This window comes from Domibacillus sp. PGB-M46 (genome assembly GCF_022668875.1).
Taxonomy (GTDB): domain Bacteria; phylum Bacillota; class Bacilli; order Bacillales; family Domibacillaceae; genus Domibacillus.
Map to the genome: position 1 here is coordinate 1 of NZ_JAKGCR010000069.1, position 560 is coordinate 560.

Consider the following 560-nt stretch of genomic DNA (forward strand, 5'->3'; position numbering starts at 1 on the left):
CTTCCCCTTCGGGGGCAGCGGTGACAGGTGGTGCATGGTTGTCGTCAGCTCGTGTCGTGAGATGTTGGGTTAAGTCCCGCAACGAGCGCAACCCTTGATCTTAGTTGCCAGCATTTAGTTGGGCACTCTAAGGTGACTGCCGGTGACAAACCGGAGGAAGGTGGGGATGACGTCAAATCATCATGCCCCTTATGACCTGGGCTACACACGTGCTACAATGGATGGTACAAAGGGCTGCAAGACCGCGAGGTTTAGCCAATCCCATAAAACCATTCTCAGTTCGGATTGCAGGCTGCAACTCGCCTGCATGAAGCTGGAATCGCTAGTAATCGCGGATCAGCATGCCGCGGTGAATACGTTCCCGGGCCTTGTACACACCGCCCGTCACACCACGAGAGTTTGCAACACCCGAAGTCGGTGGGGTAACCCTTACGGGAGCCAGCCGCCGAAGGTGGGGCAGATGATTGGGGTGAAGTCGTAACAAGGTAGCCGTATCGGAAGGTGCGGCTGGATCACCTCCTTTCTAAGGATATTTACGGAAGTGAGAACTTGGTTCTCAC

1 rRNA gene is annotated in these 560 nt (G+C 55.2%); it reads left to right on the forward strand.

The window, feature by feature from the left end:
- Window positions 1-523, forward strand: a 16S ribosomal RNA gene (locus L2D08_RS23610); the annotation flags it as partial.
- Window positions 524-560 lie beyond the last annotated feature (37 nt).